This window comes from Streptosporangiales bacterium (assembly GCA_009379825.1).
GTDB lineage: Bacteria > Actinomycetota > Actinomycetes > Streptosporangiales > WHST01 > WHST01.
The window spans coordinates 77248-95541 of record WHTA01000006.1; the positions used below are offsets into that span (position 1 = coordinate 77248).

The 18294-nt window shown below is 69.8% G+C and carries 19 protein-coding genes and 1 pseudogene; 8 read left to right on the top strand and 12 right to left on the bottom strand.

The window, feature by feature from the left end; translation table 11 throughout:
* Positions 1–2: 2 nt before the first annotated feature.
* A complete protein-coding gene (locus GEV07_04965; protein MQA02087.1) occupies positions 3–599 on the bottom strand; it encodes a TetR family transcriptional regulator in 597 nt (198 codons plus the stop codon).
* Between the two features lie 86 nt (positions 600–685).
* Between GEV07_04965 and GEV07_04970 the strand changes: the two genes are divergently transcribed.
* From GEV07_04970 to GEV07_04980, 3 genes are all read left to right on the top strand, one after another.
* Positions 686–1315 (top strand): NAD(P)H-binding protein, encoded by a 630-nt coding sequence (locus GEV07_04970; protein MQA02088.1) that lies wholly within the window; start codon positions 686–688, stop codon positions 1313–1315.
* 81 nt (positions 1316–1396) lie between these two features.
* Complete coding sequence (locus tag GEV07_04975; protein ID MQA02089.1) at positions 1397–1825, top strand: hypothetical protein; 429 nt, start codon at positions 1397–1399, stop codon at positions 1823–1825.
* Complete coding sequence (locus GEV07_04980) at positions 1774–2016, top strand: hypothetical protein (protein MQA02090.1); 243 nt, start codon at positions 1774–1776, stop codon at positions 2014–2016. The genes GEV07_04975 and GEV07_04980 overlap by 52 nt, the downstream gene beginning before the upstream one ends.
* On the opposite strand, the gene purL is transcribed toward GEV07_04980, so the two are convergent.
* The 3 genes from purL to purS form a co-directional block, all read right to left on the bottom strand.
* Positions 2013–4313 carry a phosphoribosylformylglycinamidine synthase subunit PurL gene (gene purL, locus GEV07_04985; protein ID MQA02091.1) on the bottom strand — a complete coding sequence of 767 codons (2301 nt, stop codon included), beginning with the start codon at positions 4311–4313 and terminating at the stop codon, positions 2013–2015. The two genes, GEV07_04980 and purL, sit on opposite strands and share 4 nt — an antisense overlap.
* A 246-nt stretch (positions 4314–4559) precedes the next feature.
* Entirely contained in the window at positions 4560–5267 is a 708-nt protein-coding gene (gene purQ / locus GEV07_04990; protein ID MQA02092.1) for a phosphoribosylformylglycinamidine synthase subunit PurQ, read from the bottom strand.
* A 32-nt stretch (positions 5268–5299) separates the two neighbouring features.
* Complete coding sequence (gene purS / locus GEV07_04995; GenBank protein MQA02093.1) at positions 5300–5545, bottom strand: phosphoribosylformylglycinamidine synthase subunit PurS; 246 nt, start codon at positions 5543–5545, stop codon at positions 5300–5302.
* Between purS and GEV07_05000 the strand changes: the two genes are divergently transcribed.
* Positions 5520–6308, top strand: coding sequence for a methyltransferase domain-containing protein (locus GEV07_05000; GenBank protein ID MQA02094.1), 789 nt, complete (start codon positions 5520–5522; stop codon positions 6306–6308). The two genes, purS and GEV07_05000, sit on opposite strands and share 26 nt — an antisense overlap.
* A gap of 176 nt (positions 6309–6484) precedes the next feature.
* Here GEV07_05000 and GEV07_05005 read toward each other — a convergent pair whose 3' ends face one another.
* The gene (locus GEV07_05005) at positions 6485–7693 is read right to left on the bottom strand and encodes a GAF domain-containing protein (protein ID MQA02095.1); all 1209 of its coding nucleotides are present in this window, start codon (positions 7691–7693) and stop codon (positions 6485–6487) included.
* Between the two features lie 272 nt (positions 7694–7965).
* Complete coding sequence (locus GEV07_05010; GenBank protein MQA02096.1) at positions 7966–8823, bottom strand: helix-turn-helix domain-containing protein; 858 nt, start codon at positions 8821–8823, stop codon at positions 7966–7968.
* On the opposite strand from GEV07_05010, the gene GEV07_05015 reads away from it, so the two are divergent.
* The 4 genes from GEV07_05015 to GEV07_05030 are packed head-to-tail and all read left to right on the top strand — an operon-like array spanning position 8789 to position 12038.
* Complete coding sequence (locus tag GEV07_05015) at positions 8789–9424, top strand: VOC family protein (protein MQA02097.1); 636 nt, start codon at positions 8789–8791, stop codon at positions 9422–9424. The two genes, GEV07_05010 and GEV07_05015, sit on opposite strands and share 35 nt — an antisense overlap.
* Positions 9425–9452: 28 nt before the next feature.
* On the top strand, positions 9453–9992 hold the full coding sequence (locus GEV07_05020; protein ID MQA02098.1) for a DUF1697 domain-containing protein: 540 nt from the start codon (positions 9453–9455) through the stop codon (positions 9990–9992).
* 6 nt (positions 9993–9998) lie between these two features.
* Positions 9999–10580, top strand: a complete 582-nt coding sequence (locus GEV07_05025) for a TIGR03086 family protein (GenBank protein MQA02099.1) — start codon at positions 9999–10001, stop codon at positions 10578–10580.
* A gap of 27 nt (positions 10581–10607) precedes the next feature.
* Positions 10608–12038, top strand: a complete 1431-nt coding sequence (locus tag GEV07_05030; protein MQA02100.1) for an adenylosuccinate lyase — start codon at positions 10608–10610, stop codon at positions 12036–12038.
* Positions 12039–12042: 4 nt separating this feature from the next.
* Here GEV07_05030 and GEV07_05035 read toward each other — a convergent pair.
* From GEV07_05035 to GEV07_05060, 6 genes and pseudogenes are all read right to left on the bottom strand, one after another.
* A pseudogene (locus GEV07_05035) lies at positions 12043–12827 on the bottom strand (SDR family oxidoreductase).
* A 52-nt stretch (positions 12828–12879) separates the two neighbouring features.
* Positions 12880–15153: a DUF3459 domain-containing protein gene (locus tag GEV07_05040; GenBank protein MQA02101.1), complete on the bottom strand. Its 2274-nt coding sequence runs from the start codon at positions 15151–15153 to the stop codon at positions 12880–12882.
* Positions 15154–15174: 21 nt separating this feature from the next.
* Complete coding sequence (locus GEV07_05045; protein MQA02102.1) at positions 15175–16008, bottom strand: ABC transporter permease subunit; 834 nt, start codon at positions 16006–16008, stop codon at positions 15175–15177.
* 11 nt (positions 16009–16019) lie between these two features.
* Positions 16020–16943, bottom strand: a complete 924-nt coding sequence (locus tag GEV07_05050) for an ABC transporter permease subunit (protein ID MQA02103.1) — start codon at positions 16941–16943, stop codon at positions 16020–16022.
* Between the two features lie 8 nt (positions 16944–16951).
* A complete protein-coding gene (locus GEV07_05055; protein MQA02104.1) occupies positions 16952–17800 on the bottom strand; it encodes an extracellular solute-binding protein in 849 nt (282 codons plus the stop codon).
* Positions 17794–18264, bottom strand: a complete 471-nt coding sequence (locus GEV07_05060) for an extracellular solute-binding protein (protein MQA02105.1) — start codon at positions 18262–18264, stop codon at positions 17794–17796. Before GEV07_05060 ends, GEV07_05055 begins: the two co-directional genes overlap by 7 nt.
* Between the last annotated feature and the right edge of the window lie 30 nt (positions 18265–18294).

Below are 18294 nucleotides of genomic sequence, written 5' to 3' on the forward strand. Positions count from 1 at the left end.
GGCTACCTGTCCGCCAGCCCGGCGAGCAGCGTGGTGGTGATGCCGGCGGCGAACTCGTCCTTGGCCTTGTCGTCCTGCTCCTCGCCGGTGAAGTGGCGCAGGAACGCGAAGTGCAGGCAGGCCCCGACGAGCAGCGCGGCCGCGGCGGTCGGGTCCACGTCGCTGCTGATCCGGCCGCGGTCCCGTTCGTCCGCCAGGTACGCGGCCACCGCTGCGCTGACGTGCTGCGGTCCGGCGTTGCGCGCCCGCAGCGCCTCGCGGTGGGCGGCGAGCAGACGCGGTTCGGAGAACAGCGACGCGCCGATGGGGAACGTCTCCTCGTAGAACTCCACCGCGGAACGCGCGACGGTCTGCAGCACCTCAGCCACCGGCTGCGTGCCCACCAGCTCGGGCAGGCTGGTCAGCAACGGGTTGAAGTCACCGCCGCCGCGCTCCTCGAGCACCGCTAGGAACAGCTCGGTCTTGTCGGTGAAGTGCTTGTAGAGCGCGGCCTCGGAGTACCCGGCCGCGCGCGCGATCTCCTTGGTGGTCGACCGGGCGAGCCCGCGGGTGCGCATGACCTCCGCGGCAGCGTCCAGCATCCGGTCGCGCGTGCTCATGCGCACCTCCGCTTGACAAGTCGGTGAGTACTCACTAACCATAGCAGAGAGCGGTTAGTAAATACTCACTCACGTAGGAGCAGACGATGCGGACCGCCGTCTTCGGGGCCACCGGTGGCGTAGGCAGCCAGCTGGTCGAGCAGGCCACCAACGCCGGGCGCGAGGTCACCGCCGTGGTCAGGGACGCCAGCAAGCTCGCCGCCCGTCCCGGCCTCACCGTCGTGCCCGCGGACGTGATGCAGCCGGCCGCGATCGCCCCGGCGATCGCCGACAGCGACGCGGTGGTGTCCGCGCTCGGCAGCCGCGGCATGCGCACGCCGAGCAGCATCTGCACGGACGGCGCCACCAGCATCGTGCGGGCCATGCACGACACCGGCGTACACCGGCTGGTGGTGGTCAGCGCCAGCGGCCTCGCCCACGGCGGCGACGGCCCGCTCGTCCGGCTGCTGGTCAAGCCGATCCTCGGCGCCGTACTCAAGCACCCGTTCGCCGACATGCGCGCCATGGAGGACGTGGTTCGCGACAGCGGCCTGGACTGGACGATCGTGCGTCCACCGCAGCTCACCGACGGCCCGCGCACCGGCACGTACCACAGCCGGGTCGCGCTGAACGTGCGCGGCAGCTACCGCATCTCCCGCGCCGACGTCGCCGACTGCCTGCTGCGCTGCCTCACCCAACACGGGCCGATCGGTGCACCCGTCTCCATCGCGAGTTAGCCGCAGGTTGCCCTGTGGACGGCGAGGGAACGGGGTCATCGCGCGCTCAGACTTGACAGATGAGCAGCGAACGGAGCGACCATGACTGTCATGACCGTCCAGGACACGGTGACCATTGGCGAGTTGCAGGCGTACCCTCCCGACGCGATCGTGCAGATCGTCGAAGGCACGATCTACCTCAGCCGCGCCGGAGGCTTCGACGTAGCGGACCTCGACGAGCTGCCCGACGACCGGCGCCGGCACGAGCTGGTCGACGGAGTCGTCGTCTTGAGCCCCGCGCCCCGCCGCATCCACCAGCGCGGTCTCCTCGAACTCGCGAGCGCACTACGCGCCGCAGCGCCCGCACACCTCGAGGTCGTGGTTGCCCCGTTCGATGTGGACGCCGGTCCGCGTAGCCAGGTGGAACCGGACATCCTCGTGCTCCCCGCGACAACCGCGACGGTCCGGTTCCGCCGCCGCTGCTCGCCGTCGAGGTGTTGTCACCGTCGAACCGCGGCTACGACCTGGTGACCAAGCGCAACCTGTACGAGCGCGCTGGCGTGCCTTCGTACTGGATGCTCGACCCGGACGAGCCCTCGGTCACCGTGTTGGAGCTCGGCGACGACAGCACCTACACCGCGGCGGCCACGGTGACCGGTGTCGGTGTCGTCGCGGTCGAGCAGCCGGTCGAGGTGACTTTCCGACCGACCGACCTGGTCTAGCCGAACAGGCCGGGCAGCGTGCCCGTGGACGCTTCGCGCAGCTGCGCCAGCGAGACCTCGAACAGCGGGGTGCCGTCCAGGTCGGCCTCGTGCTCGCGGAAGCGCAGCGCGTCGCCGGTTACCGCGCCGAGGTGCTCGTACGGGAGGCTCAGCTCACGGCAGTGCCGGATGAACTCGTGCTCGGCGTCGCCGCGCAGCGCTACGAGCACCCGGCCGCTCGACTCACTGAACAGGGCGACGAACGGGTCGATGCCCGCCGGCAACGCGACGGTTGCGCCGCGACCGCCGGCCAGGCAGCTGTCCACCAGCGCCTGCGACAGCCCGCCGTGCGACAGGTCGTGCGCCGCCTGCGCCAGGCCGCCGCCGGTCAGCCGCTGCATCAGCTCGCCGAGCGCCCGCTCGACCGCCAGGTCGACCAGCGGCGGCTGACCACCGAGGTGGCCGTGCTCGACGTGCGCCCACACCGACCCGCCGAGCTCCTCCCTGGTCGTGCCCACCAGGTAGAGCAGCAGGTCGTCCTCGGGGAAGCCGACGGGCAGCCGGTCGGTGACGTCGTCGAGCACGCCGAGCACGCCGACCACCGGGGTGGGGTGGATCTGCTGCTCCCCCGTCTGGTTGTAGAAGCTCACGTTGCCGCCGGTCACCGGCGTGCCCAACGCCAGGCAGCCGTCGGCGAGGCCGCGGACGGTCTCGGCGAACTGCCACATCACGCCGGGCTCCTCCGGGGAGCCGAAGTTCAGGCAGTCGGTGACCGCAACCGGCCGGGCGCCCTTGACCGCCACGTTCCGGTACGCCTCGGCGAGCACCAGCTGCGCCCCGACGTACGGGTCGAGCGCGCAGTACCTGCCGTTGCCGTCGAGCGCGAGCGCGACGCCGAGCCCGGACTCCTCGTCCACCCGCAGCACGCCGGCGTCGTCCGGCGTGGCGAGCACGGTGTTGCCGAGCACGTACCTGTCGTACTGGTCGGTCACCCAGTCCTTGCTCGCGAGCTCCGGCGACCCGACCAGCCGCTGCAGGGTCGACCGCAGCTCGTCGCCGGTGGCGGGCCGCGGCAGCACCACCGGGTCGTTCGCCCGGCTGACGTCGAGCGCGGACGGTCGCTCGTACGGCCGCTGGTACACCGGCCCCTCGTGCGCGACGGTGCCAGGCTCGACGTCCACAATGGTCTGCCCGTGCCAGCTGATCCGCAGCCGGCCGCCGTCGGTGACCGTGCCGACGACGGTCGCCTCAACCTCCCACTTGGCGCAGGTGGCCAGGAACGCGTCGACGTTGGCCGGCTCGACGACCGCCATCATCCGCTCCTGCGACTCGCTCATCAGGATCTCTTCCGGCGTGAGCGACGGGTCGCGCAGCGGCACGTCGTCGAGTACGACGTCCATGCCGCCGGTGCCCGCGGACGCGAGCTCGCTGGTGGCGCACGACAGGCCGGCGGCGCCGAGGTCCTGCAGGCCGACGATCAGCCCGGCGCGGAACAGCTCGAGCGAGCACTCGATCAGCAGCTTCTCGGTGAATGGGTCACCGATCTGCACGCTCGGCCGCTTCGCCGGCTTGCCCTCGCCGTCGAACGTCGCCGACGCGAGCACCGACGCGCCGCCGATGCCGTCGCCGCCGGTCTTCGCGCCGAACAGCACCACCTTGTTGCCCGGGCCAGGTGCCTTGGCGAGGGTGACGTCCTCGTGCCGCATCACCCCGACGCACAGCGCGTTCACCAGCGGGTTGCCGAGGTAGCACGGGTCGAAAGACACCTCGCCGCCGATGTTCGGCAGGCCGAGGCAGTTGCCGTACCCGCCGACGCCGGCGACCACGCCGGGCAACACGCGCGAGGTGTCCGGTGCCTCGGCCGGGCCGAACCGCAGCGCGTCCATCACCCCGACCGGCCGGGCGCCCATGGCGAGGATGTCGCGGACGATCCCACCGACGCCGGTGGCGGCGCCCTGGTACGGCTCCACGAACGACGGGTGGTTGTGCGACTCCGCCTTGAACGTGACCGCGTATCCCTGGCCGATGTCGACGACGCCGGCGTTCTCGCCGATGCCGACCATGAGCGCGTCGCTCGCCGGCGCCCGCTCGCCGAACGTACGCAGGTGCACCTTGCTCGACTTGTACGAGCAGTGCTCGCTCCACATCACCGAGTACATGGCCAGCTCGCTCGCGGTGGGCCGCCGGCCGAGGATCTGCTCGATCCGCTGGTACTCGTCCGCCGTCAGGCCGAGCTCGCCATACGGCAGCGCGACCTCGGGTGTCGCCGCCGCCCGCTCGACCGTGTCCAGCTGTTGCGCGTCCGTCGGCGCCGTCATGAAGCGGAGACCTCCACCAGTCGGGTCAGCACCGAGGCGTAGAACGGGAGCGCGACCTCGGGTGTTATCGCCGCCGCCCGCTCGACCGTGCCCAGCTGCCGCGCGACCGTCGTTATCGGCGCCGTCATCAAGCGGAGACCTCCACCAGTCGGGTCAGCACCGAGGCGAAGAACGGGAGCGCGACCTCGGGTGTCGCCGCCGCCCGCTCGACCGTGTCCAGCTGTTGCGCGTCCGTCGTCGCCGTCATCAAGCGGAGACCTCCACCAGTCGGGTCAGCACCGAGGCGAAGATCGGCAGGCCGTCGGTGGTCGGGCCGGTCAGCTCGTCGACCGCGTGCTCCGGGTGCGGCATCAGGCCGACCACGTTGCCCGCCTCGTTGCAGACGCCCGCGATGTCGCGGGCGGAGCCGTTCGGGTTCACCTCGAGGTACCTGCCGACGACCCGGCCCTCACCCTCCAGCCGGTCCAGGGTCGCGTCGTCGGCGACGTAGCCGCCTTCCCCGTTCTTCAGCGGGATGACGACCTGCTGGCCGTCCGTGTAGCCGCTGGTCCACGCCGTGCGCGCGGTCTCGATCCGCAGCCGCTGGTCGCGGCAGACGAAGTGCTGGTGGTCGTTGGCCACGAGCGCACCTGGCAGCAGGTGCGCCTCACACAGCACCTGGAAGCCGTTGCAGATCCCAAGCACCGGCAGCCCGCGGCCGGCCGCGGCGATCAGCGAGTTCATCACAGGCGCGAACCTGGCGATCGCGCCGCAGCGGAGGTAGTCGCCGTACGAGAAGCCGCCGGGGAGCACGACCGCGTCGACCCCGTGCAGGTCGTCGTCGCCGTGCCAGAGGGCGACCGGTTCTGCGCCGGCCAACCGTACCGCCCGGCGGGCGTCGCCATCGTCGAGCGACCCGGGGAAAGTGACCACGCCAACGCGAGGTGACGACACCGAAGACTCCAGGCTCGGGATTGTGCGGACGCTCGCAGAGTACCGCGAGGACCTCACGGCTCGGCGCGGACGGTGAAGTCCTCGATCACCGGGTTGGCGAGCAACGTGTCGGCGATGCCGCGGACCCGTTCGAGCGCGGCGGCGTCGGCCTCGCCCTCGACCTCCAGCTCGAACCGCTTGCCCTGCCGCACCGACGTGACACCGGCGTGCCCGAGCCGTTCGAGCGCCTTCGCGATTGCCTGCCCCTGCGGATCGAGCAGCTCGGGCTTCAGCATGACATCGACCACGACGCGGGCCATCGTTCTCCTTCGGCTGGGCATTCGGCGCGGGGACGGTCCTCGCACTGAGCGTATCCTCGGCTGCGTGTCCGACGCCGTCACGGGTGCCCGCCCGAGCCCGAACATCTGGCGCCATCCGCGTACCTACGAGAAGGAGAACGAGGGCGTCGACCCGGACGGCGCGATCGAGCAGGCGATACGCGAGATCCGCGACTGGGCCGGCGCGAACGTGCTCGACGTCGGCTGCGGCACCGGCTACCACCTGCCCTGGTTCGCGGCGTCGGCCGCACGCGTCGTCGGGGTCGAGCCGCACCACGGGCTGGTCGCCGCGGCCCGCCGCCGGTGTGCGGGGCTGCCGAACGTGCGGGTAAGGGCCGGCGTCGCGCAGGCGCTGCCGGTGCCGGACCGGTCGGTGGACGTCGCGCATGCGCGGTGGGCGTACTTCTTCGGCCCCGGCTGCGAGCCCGGGCTGGCCGAGCTCAGCCGGGTGATGCGGCGCGACGGGGTGGCGTTCGTCATCGACAACGACGCCACGCGGAGCACGTTCGGCGGCTGGTTCAGGCGCACGTTCCCCCGGTACGACCCGCGAGCGGTGGAGGACTTCTGGGCGCGCCGCGGCTGGACCAGGCACACCGTCGACATGCGTTGGCAGTTCGCCGACCGGGCGGACTTCGAGGCGGTGGTCGGGATCGAGTTCAACCCGCAGGTGGCCGCGGAGGTCATCGCGGAGCACCAGGGGACGGGCGTCGACTACGCCGTCAACCTGTGGTGGCGCCGGTTCTGACCGGCAGTCGACCGGTTCCCCCGTGACCGGCCGACAACCTCCGTGCGTGGTGGACCGGAGGCGGTGTAGCACCCCCACCGCCTCCGGTACTAACCACATGGGCGGCGTACTCGCCCATGCCGGTGACGTGGTCGGTGGTCACCGTCCAGGCGACATTACGAGGGCCAACGTTGCAACTAGGTTGCGATAGACAGTTGACGGTGCAACCAGTGCAGCTGGCTGCGCACTCTGCTGTACGTCGGCGAATCGGCCGGCAACCGGTCGAGGCAGGCCTGCCACACCTCGACGTCCTCGCGCCCGTCGGAGTCCTCCGCGTAGCGCAGCAGCACCTCGGGCGAGGCGTGGCCGAGCAGGGTGTCCCTGAGATGGCGCCGGATCTCCTCCCGCGCCTCGATGATCGTCGGCGACTCCGACCGCGGGAGCACCGGTCCCGCGTACAGGTCGAGCGCCTCGGTGAACGCACCGCGATCGAGCGCGCGGCGCAGGTCGTCGATGTCCGTGTCGAGCCGCTCCAGGATGCGGTACGGGCGGGAGGCGAGGAACGCCCCGCCGAGGATGCGCCGCAACCGCGACATCTCCGCCCTGATCGTCACCGACTGCACGTCGTGCTCGTGCAGCCGTACGGACAACTGCTCGGCCGTCAGGCCCTCCGGGTGCATGGCCAACAGCAGCAGCAGCTCGCCGTGCCGCTGGCTGAGCCGCGTCGTGCGGGCCGGCATGTGGAGCACGGCGGCGTCAGTACCGAGTACCTCCAGCCGTGCACTCGGCACGATCGGTGGCGGCATCTTCAGGCGGCCGGCCGCGTGCCGGCCCGCGCCGATCAACTGGCGCAGCCGCAGCTCGCCTTCCGCCGCGGCGACCACGGCCTTCACCATGGTCAGCGCGTTCGGCAGGGCGACCGGGCCGGCGCCGGTGACGTCCACCGTGCCGAGCACCAGGCCGGTCGACGGGTCGTGCACGGGTGCGGCCGCGCAGTTCCAGGGCTGGACCTTGCGCTTGAAGTGCTCGGCACCCGCCACCTGGAGCGGCTGGTCGAGGAGCAACGCCGTGCCGGCCGCGTTGGTACCTGCGAGGTCCTCGCGCCAGTTCGCGCCCTCGACCAGGTTGACGTGCTCACCACCGGCGCGCAGCCGGTGATCGCCCTCGACCCACAGCACGCGCCCGTTTCCATCGCTGATGACCACGATGAACGAGTTGTCGTGTGCATCGTCGACGAGCAGCTCCCTGACGATGGGCAGTACCGCGGCCATCGGGCTGGCCTGTCGGTACTCGTCGAGCTCGTCACCGACCAGCTCGAGCGGCGCGGCGCTCTCCGGGTCGACGCCACCGTCGGCACACCGCCGCCACGAGTCGGCGACGAGTGCACGCACCTGCGCGCCGAGCATGCCGGTGGCGACGAACTGCTCGTGTGCGATGTGCAGCTGCCTGGAGGTGTACGACAGCGCCGGCGGCGTCCAGGGCGCGTTCGTGACGGAGCCGCCGCTCGCGGCCGTCACCGACAAGTCTTGATTGGGGCGCACACCGACCAGCTTTCAAATCCTCCGAGACGAGAGTAGCCCTTTCCGTACCCGATACAGAAACTCCAATCACTGCGACGGTACGACTACGGCGGCACAACTTCATTCCTTGACACACACTTGTCGGCTGTCCAAACAACTCAGCTACCGAGAAGCGCCAGCGGTTTCCGGTCTTCGGCGGCGGCGCAGGCCATCGCATATTCCACCGGGGACGCGCCGACATGTGCACGGAAATCGCGGGTGAAATGCGCCTGGTCGAACCACCCGAGTTGTACCGCCAAACTGGCGACGTCGGCACTCTTGTCGGTCGCGAGCAGCTCGGCGCCGTCGTGCAGTCGGTAGCGCCTGATCATCCATTTCGGACCAACGCCGACGTACTTATGAAATACGCGCTGTAACGAGCGCACGGACATCCCGAAGCGGTCGGCGACGTGACCGACCCGGGTGATGGACCGGTCCTCCAACATCACCGCGGCCATCTCGGTCAGCCGGAGGTACGTCGCGTCGGCGGCGGCGGGCAGCCGGCGGCGCAGGAACTCCTCGACCACCTCGACCACCTCGACCCGGCGGCCGTCGGTATCGATTTCCGCAACGGTCGCCGCGAGCCCGTCCGCGGCCGGCCCGAACAACTCGCGCATCGGCAGCGACCTGTCGGTGAGCGCTGCCACCGGACGGTCCGCGAATGCCCGGAACCCGCCGGGCCGGAACTTCACGCCGAACACCGAGCCGGAGCCTGACAACGGGTGGGTGGACGTGGTCGTGCCCACCCCGTGCACCTGGGCGCCGACACCGTCGAGGAAGGTGACGTTCACGCAAGGATGCGAGATCAGCCGCACCGCGTAGCTCTCGCCGGGCCCGAGGCTCCAGTGCACCGCCCAGTAGCGCTCCACGAAGCGTCCGACGTCGGGCGCGGCCGGGTACCGCCGCAGGTCGATGTGCTCGGCGGCCTGTTTGGGCTGCAGGATGCCCTTCGTACTCGTGGTCGGGCCGGTCGGCACCGCCGTCACGCTCCCTCTACTCGGCGGTGTCGCGTTCTTACAAGACGCAGGGAACGAACGCGACGAGGATCGACCTCATCGACAGTACTCCCGCCCTACGACGACACCAGGAGAAGCAACCCCCGTGACCACATCCGACGACATCCCGCTGCCAGCCGGTTACCGCAGCCTCACGCCGTTCATCGTCGTCACCAACGCGGCGAAGGCGATCGAGTTCTACCAGCAGGTTTTCGACGCCGAGGTGATCAGCCGCAACGACACCCCCGACGGCAAGGTCGCGCACGCGGAGCTGCGGATCGGCGACTCGATGCTGCAGCTCGGCGACCCGAACCCTGCCTTCGGGCTGGTCTCGCCCGGCACCGACGACCAGGGCTCGGCGTCGCTGGCGCTCTACTGCGCGGACGCCGACGCCACCGTCGCCCGTGCCGTGGCCGCGGGTGCAACCCTGCGCGAACCGGTGCAAGACTTCGTGACCGGCGACCGGTTCGGGAGCATCCTGGACCCGTACGGCCGGCGCTGGGCGGTCATGACGCGCATCGAGGACATCTCCCGCGGGGAGGCGCAGCGGCGCGTCGACGAGTGGCTCGCGGCGCAGCAGTAGCTGCGGCGCCGAGGGAGCGGAGGTAGTCATGGCGAGGTACGCGGCGCTGCTGCGGGGCATCAACCTCGGCCGCACGCGTAAGGTCCCCATGGCCGACCTCCGCGCCCTGCTCGACCGGCTCGGCTACCGCGACGTGTGGACCGTGCTGAACAGTGGCAACGCCGTCTTCACCGGCGACGACATGGAACCGGCGGACCTGGAGAAGGAGCTCGAAGCCGCCCTCGCGGCGGAGTTCGCCATGGACGTGCCGTGCCTCGTACGTACGGCCGACGAGATGCGCGCCACGGTCGCGGACAACCCGCTTGGCCAGATCGCCACCAACGGCTCGCGGCTGATGGCACATTTCCTTTCCGTACCTCCGGAGCCGGCTGTCCTCGCCGCCCACGACCCGGTCGAGCTCGACCCGGAGCGGGTCCGCGTCGGCGACCGGGTGATCTACCAGTGGTGCCCGGACGGGCTGGTGGCCGCCCCTCCGGTCGGCGACTTCGTCGCCAAGCACCTCGGGGTCACCGTGACCACGAGGAACTGGAACACCGTCACCAAGCTCGGTGACCTGCTCGACAGCTGAGGAGAGATCGTGGCGACCGAACCGCTGGCCCTGCTTGACCGCGCACTCGACCAGACCGAGCGGGTCATCGCGGGCATCCGTCCCGACCAGGCCCACCTACCGACCCCGTGCAGTTCGTGGGACGTGCGGGCGCTGGTCGGCCACCTGGTGGACGTGCTTGGCACCTTCGCCGCCCGGGCACGGGGCGAGTCCCCCGGCATGCCCGCATCGGCCGCCGACCCCGGCGACGACTGGCCGGGTGCGTTCCGCGCACGGGCCGACGAGCTGCTCGCCGCCTGGCAGGCCGCGGGCGACCTGGACCGCAAGGTGGACCTGGGCATCGGCGAGCTGCCGCTGCGGTTCGTCATCGACCAGCAGGTGACCGAGTGCGCCGCGCACACCTGGGACCTGGTCACCGCCACCGGACAGCGCGCCGACCTGGATCCCGAGATCGCCGAGCACGCGCTCGACTGGGCCCGCGGCGCGCTGCAGCCGGCGTTCCGCGGCACGGAGGCCGAGGGCAAGGCGTTCGGCCCTGAGGTGCAGGTGCCGGCGGACGCACCGGCGTACGACCGGCTGGCCGCGTTCTTCGGCCGCCAGGCGGGCTGACCGGCGTCCCGGTGGGAGACTGGGCGCATGACCGGTGCCCCGCTCCCGAACGTGCTCGCCACCCGCTACGCGTCCGCCGCCATGACGCGGCTGTGGTCGGCGGAGCACAAGGTCGTGCTCGAACGCCGGCTGTGGCTGGCCGTGCTCCGCGCGCAGCGCGAGCTCGGCGTCGAAGTGCCGGACGGGGTGCTCGAGGCGTACGACCGGGTGGCCGAGCAGGTCGACCTGGCCTCGATCGTCGAGCGGGAACGTCACACCAGGCACGACGTGAAGGCCCGCATCGACGAGTTCAGCGCGCTCGCCGGCCACGAGCACGTGCACAAGGGCATGACCTCGCGCGACCTGACCGAGAACGTCGAGCAGCTGCAGGTACGCGACGCGCTCGGCATCGTCAGGGACCGGGTGGTCGCGACGCTCGTACGGCTGACGGCGCTCGCGGGTGAGCACGCCGAGCTGGTCATGGTCGGCCGCAGCCACAACGTCCCCGCGCAGGCGACGACGTTGGGCAAGCGGTTCGCCAACGCCGCGCAGGAGCTGCTCGTCGCGTACGACCGGATCGACGAGCTGCTGCGCCGGTACCCGCTGCGCGGCCTCAAGGGCCCGATGGGCACCGCGCAGGACCAGCTCGACCTGCTCGGCGGCGACGAGGCGAAGCTCGCCGACCTGGAGGCGGCCGTCGCCAGACACCTCGGCTTCGCGCAGGTGCTGACCAGCGTCGGCCAGGTGTACCCGCGGTCGCTCGACCACGACGTGCTCTCGGCGCTTGTACAGGCAGGGGCCGCGCCGGCCAGCCTCGCCACCACCGTCCGGCTGATGGCCGGCCAGGAGCTGGCCACCGAGGGCTTCCAGCCCGGCCAGGTGGGCTCGTCGGCGATGCCGCACAAGATGAACGCCAGGTCGTGCGAGCGGGTGTGCGGGCTGCAGGTGGTGCTGCGCGGCTACCAGTCGATGACCGCCGAGCTGGCCGGCGGCCAGTGGGCGGAGGGCGACGTGTCGTGCTCCGTTGTGCGCCGGGTGGCGCTGCCGGACGCGTTCTTCGCCGCGGACGGCATGTACCAGACGTTCCTCACGGTGCTCGACGAGTTCGGCGCGTACCCGGCGGTGATCGACCGGGAGCTGCGCCGCTACCTGCCGTTCCTCGCCACCACGAAGGTGCTGATGGCGGCGGTGAAGAAGGGCGTAGGCAGAGAGCAGGCACACGAGGCGATCAAGGAGCACGCGGTCGCCGTCGCGCTCGCCATGCGGGAGCAGGGCCAGGAGGGCAACGACCTGCTCGACCGGCTCGCCGCCGACGACCGGCTGCCGCTCGACCGCGCCGAGCTCGACCAGGTGCTAGCCGACCCGCTGACCTTCACCGGCGCGGCCGCCGCCCAGGTGTCCACCGTCCTCACCCGCGTGGACGAGATCGCCAAGTCCCACCCCGAGGCCGCGAGCTACGCCCCCGAACCGATCCTCTGACGGGTCAGTCCATCGGGTAGAGGCTGGCACCACCGTCGACGACGAGGACCTGACCGGTCAGGTAGCTGGCCAGCGGGCTGAGCAGGTACAGGACGTGTCCGCGACGCTCTGCGGCGGCTGCAGGTACCCCACCGGGATCGCGCGCTGCGCACGCGCCCGGTAGTCGGGCTCGGTGTGCCACTGCCGCTTGGCCATTCCCGCCGCGACGATGCCCGGCGCCACCGCGTTCGCCCTGATCCCGTTCGGCGCGAGCTCGCGGGCGAAGCTCCGGGTCAGCGACTTCAGCGCCGCCTTCGTCGCGCTGTACGGGGCGATGCCCGGCCACGGCACGTCCTGCACCCAGGACGTGGTGAAGACCAGCTGGCCCGCGACGCCGTCCGCCACCCAGCGCGCCGCCGCCGCCCTGGCGAGGACGTACGCCGCGCGCAGGTTCACCCGCACCAACTGGTCGAACTCGTCGAGCGGGAACTCGTGCACCGGGTGCGACGCGGCGACGCCGGCGTGACAGCAGACGGCGTCCGGCAACCGCCCGAGCTCGCGCACGCAGTCGTCGAGCAGCCCGTCGACGGCCTGCTGGTCCGCGGTGTCGGCAGACAGGTACACCACCCGGTCGCCCGCCGGCAACACCGCACGGGCGTCGGTGGTCGGCAGCACGTCGTTCACCACGACCGTGGCGCCGAAGCGGTGCAACGTCTCGACGATCACCCGCCCGATGGCTCCGGCGCCTCCGGAGACCAGCACCACCCGGTCGGTGAGCCCGAGCGGGTTCGACGGGTCGGCCGCAACCATCAGTCGCCGCCTCCTTCCACGTCGAGCACACGAACCTGGTACGAGCCGAACGCTATCGGCGTGCGCCACCCGGCACCGACCAACCGCGCCGACGACCGCCGCAACCATCAGTCGCCGGCGTCGTCCCAGACGTCCCGCAGCACCACCGGCCCTCACCGAGACCGAGCCGCTCGGCGTCGATCGAGCAGCCGGTATCCACCGGTGTCGCGGATAGGTTGACGAGCACCACGCTGCACCGCCGCCCGCTACGGCGGACGACCGCGTAGACGGCACGGTCGTCGACCTCGACGGCCGCGTAGTCGGTGACACCACGGCGAATCTCCGGGTGCTCGCGGCGCAGCCGGTGCACCCTGCGTACATCCGGCTCGATGCCTGCCTCGCCACCCACGAACGTCATGTACGCGCCGCCGCCCAGCGCGAAGACCGCGAGCAACGCCCTCGTGGCGTCGAGACCGTACTGCTCACGGCGCCACTTCTCGCCGGGCAACGGCCACCAGAACGTGTCGTGCGAGTCGATGTGGTGCGCGATCACCGAGCCTTCGGGCAGCACGGCGTCGCGGTCGCGGAACCACGCGGCCAGATCCGCGGCATCCCGGACGCCGCACGCCCGCACTCCCGTCCGTGCCCCGAGCACGGCGGGGATCAACCACTGCTCGTCGTAGTTGTACGTGATGTCCATGGTCTGCCGGAACAGCAGACCGGACGGCTCGGTGTAGAGCATGATCGAGTCGTTGAGCTTCCGCAGCCGTGGCCGCAGCTTCCCGAACAGCTCCAGGCAACCCAACGGCGAGTAGCTCGCCCGCCGCCTGGTCGTCGGCGACCAGTTCGGCAACGCGGTGTACGTCGGCGCGTCGAAGCGGAAGCCGTCGACGTCGAGCCTGCGCACCAGCTGCTCCGCCGCCGCGCAGAAGTACTCCTGCCAGGACGCGTTGGCGACGTCGAACGCCTTCGTGTAGATGCCGATGACCTCCCCGGCCGAGTCGCGCAGGAACCACTCAGGATGTCGCTCGGCAAGTGGGTGACGCGCGGGTGAGCCGTCCGACCAGTACTGCTCGAAGTCGAGAATGTGCCGCGACCAGGCGATGTCGCGCGCGTCGACGGCCGCCGCACCGCTCCCCCAGAACTGGGTGCTGCCTTCCGCGAGTCGCTCGAAGTACGGTCCGCGCCGCACCCGGTCGGCCGTCTGCGCCATCACCTCCATGTCGATGACGCCGTGCAGCAGGATGTCGAGGATCACCTTCATCCCGTGCCGGTGACAGGTCGCGACGACTTCGCGCAGCACTGCCTCGTCGCCGTACGTGGTGGTGATGTCGGCGTAGTCGTGCACGTTGTAGCTGGGGTACGGCTGCCGCGGCATGATCTGCAGCACGTCGTAGCCGAGCTCGTGGATCCGCGGCAGGTCGTCGAGCAGCGCCCGGGCGTCCGGATATGGACCGTAGCGGTAGTCACCGGCGAAGACCGAGTAGCCGATCTGCACCTCGAAGATGCTGGCGGGAGCGATCCAGTCAGGCCGGTCGCCCGGAGTGGCGATGCCGAGACCGGGGTACCACGACGGGACCTGGTCACGTACCTGCGGCCAACTCGCGTCGAGGACGTCCAGGTGCACCGCCTCGTAGCGCAGCGCCTCGGTCTCCTCGAGGTGCCCGGCCAGTCCGGTCCGTACGTCCACCCGCAGCGCCTCGGGGAGGCTGCGCACCCGCACGTCCCCGACCTCGGTGCGACACAGTGGCCACACCACGACCGTGTGCTCGTCCCTGTGCAGGACGACCAGTCCGGTCGAGCCGCGTACGCCGCCCGCGGTGGAGATCGCCAGTTCCTCCTCCTCGAGCGCCGCCGCGGAAAGCCCCGGGCGGAGCTCGTTGCCCGGTGCCTCCACACACCATGTCCCGAGATCGGGCACCCGCACGTCGAAGGTCAACCGCAGGTCGCGCAAGGTCGCGGCCGCAGCCCCGGCTGCCGGTGTCAGCTCGACGGCGATCGCCAGCCGCGGGCTGCGCGAGCGGAGCGTGTACTCCCACCGCAGCGTCCAGCCGTCGGCTTCCGCGGTGATCGTGTAGACGTCCGCAGGGCCGTCGACGCGGCGTCGCAGCGAGCCGGGGACCACCGTGAACCGGTCGAGGTCGACGGTGTCCAGATAGCCGAGATCGTGTGGTGGCAGGTAGACCTCGTCGCCTCCGGTGCGCAGCGTCGCCGCAACCGCGATCGGTTGCCGGCGTTCGGACCGGCCGGCCACGGCCACCGGCAGCCCCGTGTCCGGGTCGAGGTACAGCAACGGCTGGCCATCGCGGCCGCCGACCGTCAGCTCCGTCTCGGGTACCACCGCCACTCGGGCCTCCTTGGCCTAGGTCTACTTGATGCCGGAGATGCCGCCGGCACTCTCCAGGAACTTGCGTTGCGCGAGCAGGAAGATGATGACCGAGGGAAGCGCGGCCACTACGGCTCCCGCCATCAGCAGGTGCCACTGGTTCTGGTGCTGCTCGAGGAAGTGCGCGAGCCCGATCGTCACCGTCCTGTGCGCGTCCGTCGTGGTGACGATCAACGGCCAGAGGAACTCGTCCCAGTTGGTGACGAACGTGAGCACGGCCAGCGTCGCCATCGCGGGACGGCACAGCGGAGTGATGATCCGCAGGAAGATCCGCAACTCACTGGCGCCGTCGATACGCGCTGCCTCGATGTACTCGTCCGGGATGCTGGCGATGAACTGGCGCATCAGGAACACACCGAACGCGGTGAGCGCGAACGGTGCGATCAGGCCCTGGTAGCTGTCGATCCAGTCGAGCGAGCGCACCAGCAGGTACAACGGGATGGCGATGACTGTGAACGGGATCATGAACGTGCCGAGGATGAAACCGAAGACGAGGTTGCGGCCCGGGTAGCGGAACTTCGCGAGGCTGTACCCGGTCATGGTGCAGAACACCACGTTGAGCGCGATGACAGTGCCCGTCACGATGCCGCTGTTCATGATGTAGTGACCGATGTTGAAGGCAGTGAAGATCTCGGCGTAGTTGCGCAGCCGCCAACTCGGCGGCAACAGGTTGACGGGGCTGGACATGATGTCGTCCCTGCCCATGAACGACGCCGACACCATCCACAGCACAGGAGCGAGCATGAGCAGTAGCCCTGCGGTGAGCAGTACGTAGAAGCCCGTCCTACGCACCGCGGCTTCCACAGCTAATCGCATGTTCGTCCCCTTCATGTGCGCGCACGCAGTAGCCGGAACTGCACCACGGTCAGCACCATGAGGAGCAGGAACAGCACGATCGAGGCGGCGCTCGCGTAGCCCATCTCGAAGTACTCGAAGGCATGCTGATAGACGAAGATCGGAAGCACCCGGGTAGCCGAACCCGGACCACCGTGGGTCAGCAGGTATGCGGGCGTGAACACCTGGAACGCCGTGATGATCGAGATGACGGCTACGTAGAGCATCACCGGCCGCAGCAGCGGCAAGGTGACGTACCAGAACCGCTGCACCGCGTTGGCTCCGTCCACCCGAGCGGCCTCGTGGTACTCCTCAGGGATGGCCCGCAAGCCGATCAGGTAGATGAGCATGTACACGGGGATGCCCTTGATCACGCTCAACAGGATCAGCGAGGGCATGGCCAGGTTCTCGCTGGACAACCACCGCACGGTGCCCAGCCCCAGTGGCTCCGTGATCACCGTCAGCAGGCCGAACGACGGGTTGAACATGAGCAGCCAGACGAGCGACCAGACCGTCAACGACACGACCGCCGGCAGATAGTACGCGGCGAGGAACGCCTGCCTGAACCGGAACGCGCGGTTGATCACCAGGGCGAGGCCCAGCGCGATCACCCAGATCGGTGCCACCGTGCCGATCGTGTAGTACAGCGTGACCTTCAACGAGTTCAGGAACTCCGCGTCGGTCAGTAGGCGCAGGTAGTTCGCCGCACCCACGAACCGCGGTGCGCCGAGCAGGTTCCAGTCCTGCAGGCTGATCCATCCGGCCCAGCCGAGCGGGTAGACGTAGAAGACCGCGAAGAACACGATGGCCAGCAGCGCGAAGAGGATGCCGTACTTGACTTCCCGTACCGGTGCCCGCCGCGATCGTCTGGGCGTAGCGGGCAACGCGCGACGGTCGGTGGTGGCCGAGGTAGCCATGCCCGTTCCTACGCCTCCGCCTCTTTCTGCGCCTTCGCCAGCGTCGCCTTGACGTCCTGCCCCTGCAGCACCCTCGATTGCGCACGTTGCAGCGCCGACGCGACCTTGTAGTAGTCGGTAGACCTGAACTGGTACCTGCCGTACTCGTAGTCCTCGAGCGATACGGCGAACGTCGGGGAGGTCCCCGTGCGGTAGTCGTTGATGCTCTTGCCGCCCGCTACCTCGAGCTTGCGTGCCTGCGGGTACCGCACCTCGTCCCACCAGAGCTTGCCCTGTTTGGTGAGGAAGTCCACGAACTTCCACGCGGCCTGCTGCTTCTTGTCGTCGGCGTTCGCGTTCACGAACCAGGCCCACGAGTACACGGTCGTCACCCGTTCTCCGCCTTCCATCACGGGCAGCGGGGCGGCCCGGTACTCGGCGTCCGGGTTGGTGTCCTCGATGAGCGACGGCTGGTACGGCCCGCTGACGTTCATGGAGAGCCGGTCCTCGGCGAAGTACTGCACCACGTTGTTCGGTGTGTAGAAGGCGGGATCGATGGCCTGATGTTCGAAGCGCAGGTCCCGCAGGAACTCCATCACCTGCACCACTTCGGGTGAGGTGAACAACGGCTTGCCCGCCTTCTCGTCGTAGATCTCGCCGCCGAGTTGACGCACCAGCGGCTCCAGGACGAGGACCGACCAGATGTTGACGTTCAACTCCCACTGCAGCCCGTTACGGGTGCGCTTGCCGCCCTTCTTCTCGACGGTCTTACCCGCGTACTCAGCGAGCTGGTGCCAGCTCACCGGATCGTCCTTCGACAGCGTCTTCGGCAGGTTCGCCCCGACCAGGTGCTGTGGGTGGTAGAAGAGGCTCAGCACCTCGTACTCGGAGACACCACCGCTGTAGACGTCGGCGCCTTGACGAACGGGTCAAGCGCACCTTCGTCGAACAGCGCGAGGAACTCGTCCTTGTCCTTGACCCCGAACGCCGCGTAATCGACGGGCGCGATCACGTTGTTCTCCATGAACTGCGGGACCAACCAGTCGCCGGCCCAGAAGACGTCAGGTCCGGTACCGCCGGCGAGCGCGGTGAACAACTTCTGCTCGTAGTTGGCGTGCGGCACGTAGTCGTACGTGATGGTGATGCCTGGGTTCTTCTTCTGGAACTCCTTGATCAACCTCTTGTTCACGCCGATCGCCGGGTCGTACTGGTGTGTCCAGTAGGTCAGCGATGCTTCACCTGAACCGCCACTGCCGCACGCGGAGAGCAACGGAGCCGCCGCGGCAAGAGATGCACCCGCGCCCACCGTTCGCAGGAAGCTGCGCCGGGTCGGGCGACGCATGGCCGTACTCGGGGATTGCCGACTGGTCGA